Below are 8,758 nucleotides of genomic sequence, written 5' to 3'. Positions count from 1 at the left end.
AAGTATAATAATAGATAATAATGGTAAATATATAATAAGAGATAAAGAGCAGGATATAACAGAAAGCTTTTTTAGAGATTTAAAGGAATTAAATCGTAATAAAGATACAAATTCAGATTTAGATGATATTTTGATAAGTGCACTTATAACTACTTCACCCAATGAAATAGTAATTCACTGTGCTGAAAATTGTAAAAATCCAGAATTGATAAATACCATTGAAAAAGTTTTTACTGATAGAGTTAGATTTTGCAATAATTGCAGTACATGTGAGTCTATAAAAAATCATCTTAATAGAATATAAACTACAAAATTCTATTTTTTTATTGACATAATCATTTTGGAATAATATAATGAAGCCAAGTAGAAGTAAAAGCTATGAAAGGGAAGAGTAAATAGATCAATTGTTTTAAGAGAGAGGGATTGTGTGCTGAAATATCCCTTAAATGAAATCTATTGAAAACCACCCAGGAGTTGTATACTGAAGTTTTGTAAGTATTTCCGTTAGCCAGCGTTAAAGGTAGAGAGAATAGTATTTGTGATCTTTGCTTATACTATTAAGTTGGGTGGAACCACGGTAATACTCGTCCCAGTAGAGGGAGGAGTATTTTTTTATTTATTTTTATAGTTAAATAAAAATTCGAAATTAGAAAAGTTTGTAAAGGAGGAATAAAAATGATAAATATAAGCCTTAAAAATGGTGACAAAATAGAAGTGGAGAAGGGATTAAAGGTAATTGATGTGGCGGAAAAATTGAGTACTTCTCTGAAGAAAAAAGCGCTGGGTGCTAAGTTAGATGGTGAAGTAGTTGAACTCTATCATCCAATAAATGGTGATTGTAAACTTGAAATTCTCACTTTTGAAGATGAAGATGGTAAAAAAATATTGAGACACACAGTTTCTCACATACTTGCTCAAGCTATAAAAAGGCTGTATCCAGATGTTAAACTTGCCATAGGACCTGCCATAGATTCAGGATTTTACTATGATGTAGACGCAGATTTTTCATTTACACCAGAATTGTTAGTTAAGATTGAAAATGAGATGAACAAGATAGTAAAAGAAGATATCAAATTGGAGAGATTTGAACTTCCAAGGGCAGAAGCTATAAAATTTATGGAAGATAGAAAAGAACCTTATAAAGTGGAATTGATAAAGGATCTGCCAGAAGGTGAAGTTATATCCTTTTACAGGCAGGGTGATTTTGTGGATTTATGTGCGGGACCACATTTACCTTCTACTGGGAAAGCAAAAGCAATAAAACTCCTTTCCATAGCAGGTGCCTATTGGCGTGGAGATGAAAAGAACAAAATGCTCCAGAGAATATATGGGACTGCATTTGAAAAGAAAAGTGATCTGGAAAACTATTTGAAGATGATGGAAGAGGCTAAGAAGAGAGATCATAGAAAATTGGGCAAAGAATTGGATCTGTTCAGTATGCATGAAGAGGGACCTGGATTTCCATTTTTCCATCCAAAGGGAATGATAATTAGAAATGAGCTTCAAAACTTTTGGAGAGAAATGCATAGAAAAGCTGATTATGATGAAATAATGACTCCGATTTTGTTAAATGAAGGATTGTGGCATCAGTCAGGACACTGGGATCACTATAAGGAAAATATGTATTTTACCAAAATAGACGGTGAAAATTATGCTATAAAACCTATGAACTGTCCAGGATCTATACTTGTTTACAAGAGTGATATACGTTCCTATAGGGATTTACCTAAAAGGTATGGTGAAATGGGAATTGTCCATAGACATGAAAAATCAGGAGCACTTCACGGACTTATGAGGGTAAGGTGCTTTACTCAAGATGATGCTCATATATTTGTTGCGAGAGAGGATATTACCCATGAAATCACTCAAGTTATAAAACTTATAGACGATTTTTATAAGGTGTTTGGATTTGAATATTTTGTTGAACTTTCCACAAGACCTGAAAATTCCATGGGAAGCGAGGAGGAATGGGAAGCTGCAACTGAGGGCCTTAAAACTGCATTAAAGGTATCAGGGCTTGATTATAAAATCAATGAAGGGGATGGAGCTTTTTATGGCCCTAAGATAGATTTCCATTTGAAGGACTGCATTGGAAGAACATGGCAGTGTGGAACAGTACAGTTGGATTTCCAGATGCCAGAGAAATTTGATCTAACTTATATAGGGGCAGATGGAGAAAAACACAGGCCGGTTATGGTGCACAGAACTATATTTGGATCCATAGAGAGATTTATAGGAATACTCATAGAACAATATGCAGGGGCGTTTCCGGCTTGGCTTGCACCAGTCCAGGTAGAAGTTATGGACATTACAGATAATCAGAAAGAATATGCGGAAGAAGTGATTAAAAGACTTAAAGATCAGGATATAAGAGTGGAAGCCGATGTTAGAAATGAAAAGATAGGCTACAAGATAAGAGAAGCTCAGATGCAGAAAGTGCCCTATATGATTATCCTGGGGGATAAAGAGGTAAAAGAACAGAATATATCCGTTAGAAATAGAAAAGATGGAGATTTAGGAGCTATGTCTTTAGATGATTTTATATCTAAACTTAAAGAGGAAATTTCCAAAAAAGTAAGTGACATATAACTGATATAATTTTGTATTGACTTGTAATGACAAAAATAGTATAATACAATTTGTCAAGCAGAAACTAGCCGTTTCTCACCTTACGGCATGGCCAGTAAGGTTATGAAAATTTTATTATAAATTTTCTATTGCATGTATTTAGAGGACGGCGTAAGTCGTCCTTTTTCATATTTTTTGTTTGATTCACTTAGGAGGTGAATAATATAAATAAAGGTTTTCTTTTAAATGATGAGATAGCTGCAAAAAGAGTAAGAGTAGTTCCAAATGATGGAGATGAGGCTGAAATTGTATCTTTAGAAAGAGCTTTAAAACTTGCTGAGGAAAAAGAATTGGATCTGGTTATGATATCTCCAAAGGCAAACCCTCCAGTTTGTAAAATAATGAATTATGGAAAGTTTATTTATGAACAATCTAAAAGGGAAAAAGAAGCTAGAAAAAAGCAGAAAATTACCAATATAAAAGAAGTGAGACTCAGCCCAACTATTGAAGAACATGATATTTCTATTAAAGCTAAGAATGCAAAAAAATTTTTGCTTACAGGTGATAAAGTTAAAGTCACTATAAGATTTAGAGGCAGAGAGGCTGGTCATTCTTTTATGGGTAAAAAAATTTTAGATAATTTTTACTCTAAACTTGAAGATATCAGCGTAATAGAAAAGCAGCCAAAACTTGAGGGCAGGAATATGATAATGACATTATCAACAAAAAAGCATAATTGAGAGGAGGAAGTTATTATGCCAAAAATGAAGACAAAAAGAAGTGCGGCAAAGAGATTTAAAGTTACAGGAACAGGCAAGTTAAAGAGATCAAAAGCTTATAAAAGTCACATATTGACTAAAAAAAGCGCAAAGACTAAGAGAAATCTTAGGAAGGCAGGATATGTAGCAGAAGCTCAAGAAAAAGTGATGAAAAAATTAATACCTTATGTATAAAGTATTCTAAAAGGAGGTTTTAAAATGGCAAGGGTAAAAAGAGCTGTGAATGCTCGTAAGCATCATAGGAAGATACTAAAGCTCGCAAAAGGTTATTATGGCGGCAAGAGCAGGTTGTTTAAATCAGCCAATGAAACAGTCATAAGAGCTTTAAGAAATGCATATATAGGAAGAAAATTAAAAAAGAGAGATTTCAGGAAACTCTGGATAGCTAGAATAAATGCTGCAGCCAGAATAAATGGGCTTTCCTATTCAAAATTCATAAATGGGATAAAGACAGCAGGTATTGATGTGAATAGAAAAATGCTTTCTGAAATAGCAATAAATGATCCAAAGACATTTACTGAATTGGTTGACATAGCAAAAAAACAACTGAGTGCATAAATTATACTATATCAAGTGGTTTTTAGATTTACATGACTTGTTAATTCATGTGAATTTAAAGAAATCACTTGATTTTTATAATATGGATTATGAGGGTACGTAGATGGATATAATAAGGAGCAAAGACAATCTACAAATAAAACAGGCTAGAAAATTGAAGGAAAAAAAATATAGAGTTGAAAATGGAAAGTTCTTGATAGAAGGCCTGAGATTCGTAATGGAGGCTGTGAATTCCGATTTTGCAATAACTGATATTTTTTTAACATGTGATTTTTATGATATATGGGAAAGAAATTTAATGAAAGAAAAAATTAAAAATATGCCTTCTGTATATATTGTGACTGATGAAGTATTAAAGAGTATAAGCACTACAGAAAATCCTCAGGGCATAGTTGCAGTAGTGAAAAACACCAAGTTAAGATATAAAAAAGATATGGAAGGATTTTATGTATTGGCGGACAGAATACAGGATCCTGGGAATATGGGCACTATAATACGGAGTTCTTATGCTGCTGGGGCTTTAGGAGTTATACTCACAAAAGGGACAGTGGATGTATATAATGAAAAAACTTTAAGATCTACTATGGGTTCAATTTTTCATGTACCGGTAATTCAAGATGAGCAACTTGATAAGATAAAAGTTTTGAAAGAAAATGGATTTAAACTCATAGCCAGTTTGTTGGATGCTGAAACTAATTTTTATGATGTAAGCTTAAATCGAAAAATTATATTTGCAGTGGGAAATGAGGCAAATGGGCTGAGTGAAGATATAGAACAAATTGCAGATATAAAAGCAAGAATCCCAATGCCGGGTGGAGCTGAATCTTTAAATGCAGCTGTATCAGCATCTATAATGATGTTTGAATTGGTTAGGCAGAATTTAAAAAATTAATATTGACAACAGGGAAAACTATATGTAATATTTAAAAGTATAGATAACAAAAAATTTATAGTATTATACTGTGAAGGAGAAAGTAGGTATATCAGTATTTTCTAGAGAAAAAAAGTCAAGGCTGAAAGCTTTTTTAAAATACTATATATTGAAGTTCGCTCTGGAGTACTACCTGTGAAATTGTAATTAGCAGTTAGCGGTAATGCCGATAAATTTTCAAAGAGAATATTATTTAAATGATATTAATTTGGGTGGTAACGCGGAATTAGGAATTCGTCCCTTTAAGGGACGAATTTTTTATATTTAGATTTAAAAATTGAATTTTATTTGGAAGGGAGAGAATTTGGCATGATAAAAGAAAAATTAGAGAAAATTAAAGAAAGTGCACTTGAAGAATTGCAGAATAAAAAAAATAATTTAAGTGTAGAGGATATAAGAGTTAAGTATTTGGGGAAAAAAGGCGAATTGACTAAAATACTTAGGGGAATGAAAAGTCTTTCTCCAGAGGAAAGGCCTGTAGTGGGGAAATTAGCCAATGAGATCAGGACACTTTTGGAAAACTCTATAGAAGAGACATCAAAGAAGATGAAGGCACTTAAAACGAAGGAAAAACTCAGAAGTGAAACGATTGATATAACTATGCCTGGCGTTAAGCAAAATATTGGAAGAAGTCATCCGCTGGAACAGATTTTAGAAGACATGAAAGAGATATTTATTTCCATGGGATTTACTATAGAAGAGGGACCTGAAATCGAAAAGGATTATTATAATTTTGAAGCATTAAATATACCTAAGAATCACCCGGCAAGAGGAGAACAGGATACATTTTATATAAATGACAATGTAGTGCTGAGGACCCAGACATCTCCAATACAGGTAAGGACTATGGAAAAGCAAAAACCTCCAATAAAGATGATATCTCCGGGGAAGGTATACCGTGCAGATTCAGTAGATGCCACTCATTCACCTATATTTTACCAGATGGAAGGCCTTGTAGTGGATAAGGGCATAACTTTTGCAAATTTGAAGGGAACTCTTGAACTGTTTGCTAAAAGAATGTTTGGAGAGGGCGTCAAGACAAAATTTAGGCCGCATCATTTTCCTTTTACAGAACCCTCTGCAGAAATGGATGCTACCTGTTTTGTGTGTAACGGCAAGGGCTGCAGAGTGTGTAAGGGAGAGGGATGGATAGAGCTTCTGGGATGCGGTATGGTCCATCCTCAGGTGCTTAGGAATTGTGGTATAGATCCTGAAGTTTACAGTGGATTTGCTTTTGGAATGGGTGTAGATAGAATGGTTATGATGAAATACGGCATAGATGATATAAGAAATATGTATGAAAGTGATATGAGATTTTTAAACCAGTTTTAGCTTAAATAAATAGAATAACTGTAATTTAATTGATAATTTGAATTAAACAAAGAAAGGGGATTTTTTTATGAAGGTACCTGTAAATTGGTTAAAGGATTATGTGAAGATAGATATTACAGGCAAGGAATTGGGAGATAAATTGACTTTAAGTGGTTCAAAGGTGGAAGAAGTGATTACAACTGGAGATGAAATTCAAAATGTAGTTACGGGAAAAATAGTAAAGATAGAGGAACATCCACATGCAGATAAATTGGTAATATGCCAGGTAGATATAGGAAAAGATGAACTGCTTCAAATTATAACGGCTGCCACTAATATGAAGGAAAATGATATAGTTCCTGTTGCACTTCACGGTTCTGTAATTCACGGAGGAGTGAAGATAAAAAAGGGAAAATTGAGAGGAATCATGTCAAACGGGATGTTTTGTTCTGAAGAGGAACTGGGAATAGCAGGTGATAAACCTGTACATGGACTTATGATTTTGCCTGTAGATACACCTATTGGTGAGGATATAAAAGATGTGCTCAATATGACCAGCAGTATATTGGATTTTGAGATAACTTCCAATAGACCTGATTGCTTGAGTATTATAGGAATGGCGAGAGAAACTGCGGCAACTTTAAATGAAAGTTATAAAATGCCTGCATTGGAATATGAGATTTCCTCAAGTAAATACATAAATGATAGTTTAAAGGTTGAAGTAAGGGATAAGCTTTGCAGAAGGTATATGGCTAGGGGTGTAGAAAATGTAAAGATAGAAGAGTCTCCTGGATGGATGCAGGAAAGGCTTTTGGATGCAGGAGTAAGACCTATAAATAATATAGTGGATATAACCAATTTTGTAATGCTTGAAACAGGTCAGCCAATGCATGCTTATGACACGAGATATATACAGTCAAACAATATAATAGTGGAAAGGGCAGAAAATAGAGAGAAGTTTGTTACTCTGGATAATGAAGAAAGATTGTTGGATAAAAATGTACTTACTATAAGGGATGGAGATAGAGCTATAGGTATTGCAGGAATAATGGGAGGTCTTAATTCGGAAATCAGGGAAGATACCTCATCAATAGTATTTGAGAGTGCTAATTTTGATGGAACTAATATAAGGATTTCTTCTCAAAAATTAGGTCTTAGAACAGAAGCTTCAGCTAGATTTGAAAAAGATCTAGATCCTAATTTATGTGAGATGGCTGTGGACAGAGCCTGTTATTTAATAGAAAAATTAAATGCAGGAGAGGTCATGAAAGGTACCATAGACATATACAATGAAAAGATTGAACCCGGTAGTTTGCAGGTGAATTATAATTGGATAAATAATTTCTTGGGTACGAAAATACCTCAAGATGAAATGGCTGAGTGTCTAAATAGACTGGAACTAAATACTAAAATAGAAGGCGAAGATCTAAAAATAGATGTACCTACTTTTAGAAGCAGAGATATAAAAATAAAGGAAGATATTGCTGAAGAAGTAGCCCGAATATATGGTTATGACAATGTACCTTCTACCATAATAAAAAGTGTAAGTACCAGAGGTGGAAAAAATACCAAACAGAAATTGGACGATGAAGTGCTGAGGGCACTTACTTCCAGCGGTCTAAATCAGTCTATAAGCTATTCTTTTATCAGCAGAAAAGTATTTGACAGAATACTTTTACCAAAGAATAGTGTTCTTAGAAATGCTGTGGTTATAAAAAACCCTCTAGGAGAAGATTATAGTATAATGAGAACTACTACAATACCCTCCATGATGGAATCTTTAAGCAGAAATTATTCTAGGAAAAATGAACTGGCCAGGTTATTTGAAATAGGTAAAGTATATATACCAAATAAGGATGTGAATAAACTGCCTCAGGAAAAAAATATTGTGACTATTGGCATTTATGGCAAAGTAAATTATTTTGATTTAAAAGGTATAGTGGAAAATATATTAGAAGTGTTGAAAATAGAAAGGTTTTCTTTTGAAAGGGAAAGCGGTAATCCAAGTTTTCACCCGGGAAAGACAGCATCCCTATATATAAAAAAGGATTTTGTAGGTGTACTGGGAGAGATTCACCCTAATGTATTAGATAATTATGGAGTTGACGAAAAGTGTTATATAGCAGAATTGGATTTGGATGTGCTTTATAAATATGCCAATTGGAATAAAGAGTATAAGCCACTTCCTAAATTTCCTGCAGTTACGAGGGATTTGGCAATACTGGTGGATGAAGATGTCCTGGTAAAAGAAATAGAAGATGTTATAAAGGAACAAGGAGGAAATATGGTGGAAAGGGCGAAATTTTTCGATGTTTACAGAGGCAAGCAGGTGGCAGAGGGAAAAAAGAGTGTAGCTTACTCTATATCCTACAGGCTTGAGAATAGAACACTTACAGATGAAGAAGTAAATAAAGTTCATGATAGAATATTAAAAGCGTTGGAACATAAGTTTGGAGCACAACTTAGATAAGTAAAATCAAAATTTAATTAAGTTAGATGGTAAGTTAATACCTACTATCTAACTTAATTTTATTATTTGTTATTTGAATCTTAGAATCACTTGATAACTATTTAAACTTAAATATAATATTTAATATATACAGTATTTGTG

At 33.5% G+C, this 8,758-nt stretch carries 8 protein-coding genes and 3 other annotated features; all 8 genes read left to right on the top strand.

Going from position 1 to position 8,758, the window contains the following annotated elements:
- The coding region (gene ytxC, locus J5G60_RS14325; protein ID WP_236035326.1) for a putative sporulation protein YtxC at positions 1–304 on the top strand (304 nt) is incomplete at its 5' end.
- 65 nt (positions 305–369) lie between these two features.
- Positions 370–595: a binding site (T-box leader), on the top strand.
- A gap of 80 nt (positions 596–675) precedes the next feature.
- A complete protein-coding gene (thrS, locus tag J5G60_RS14320; protein ID WP_150356211.1) occupies positions 676–2,589 on the top strand; it encodes a threonine--tRNA ligase in 1,914 nt (637 codons plus the stop codon).
- A 49-nt stretch (positions 2,590–2,638) separates the two neighbouring features.
- Positions 2,639–2,766 (top strand) — a sequence feature (ribosomal protein L20 leader region).
- A 17-nt stretch (positions 2,767–2,783) separates the two neighbouring features.
- On the top strand, positions 2,784–3,308 hold the full coding sequence (gene infC / locus J5G60_RS14315) for a translation initiation factor IF-3 (RefSeq protein WP_150356210.1): 525 nt from the start codon (positions 2,784–2,786) through the stop codon (positions 3,306–3,308).
- A gap of 15 nt (positions 3,309–3,323) precedes the next feature.
- The gene (gene rpmI, locus J5G60_RS14310) at positions 3,324–3,521 is read left to right on the top strand and encodes a 50S ribosomal protein L35 (RefSeq protein ID WP_150356209.1); all 198 of its coding nucleotides are present in this window, start codon (positions 3,324–3,326) and stop codon (positions 3,519–3,521) included.
- Between the two features lie 24 nt (positions 3,522–3,545).
- Positions 3,546–3,905, top strand: a complete 360-nt coding sequence (gene rplT / locus J5G60_RS14305; protein ID WP_150356208.1) for a 50S ribosomal protein L20 — start codon at positions 3,546–3,548, stop codon at positions 3,903–3,905.
- Positions 3,906–4,008: 103 nt separating this feature from the next.
- Entirely contained in the window at positions 4,009–4,797 is a 789-nt protein-coding gene (locus J5G60_RS14300; RefSeq protein ID WP_150356207.1) for a TrmH family RNA methyltransferase, read from the top strand.
- Between the two features lie 61 nt (positions 4,798–4,858).
- Positions 4,859–5,081 (top strand) — a binding site (T-box leader).
- A gap of 64 nt (positions 5,082–5,145) precedes the next feature.
- The gene (gene pheS / locus J5G60_RS14295) at positions 5,146–6,168 is read left to right on the top strand and encodes a phenylalanine--tRNA ligase subunit alpha (RefSeq protein ID WP_378059728.1); all 1,023 of its coding nucleotides are present in this window, start codon (positions 5,146–5,148) and stop codon (positions 6,166–6,168) included.
- Between the two features lie 67 nt (positions 6,169–6,235).
- Positions 6,236–8,617, top strand: coding sequence for a phenylalanine--tRNA ligase subunit beta (gene pheT, locus J5G60_RS14290; RefSeq protein ID WP_150356206.1), 2,382 nt, complete (start codon positions 6,236–6,238; stop codon positions 8,615–8,617).
- Positions 8,618–8,758 lie beyond the last annotated feature (141 nt).

Origin of the sequence: Clostridium sp. HV4-5-A1G (assembly GCF_900184915.1) — a bacterium.
Classification (GTDB): Bacteria; Bacillota; Clostridia; order Clostridiales; family Clostridiaceae; genus Clostridium_B; species Clostridium_B aromativorans.
This window is presented reverse-complemented; position numbering and strand designations above follow the sequence as displayed.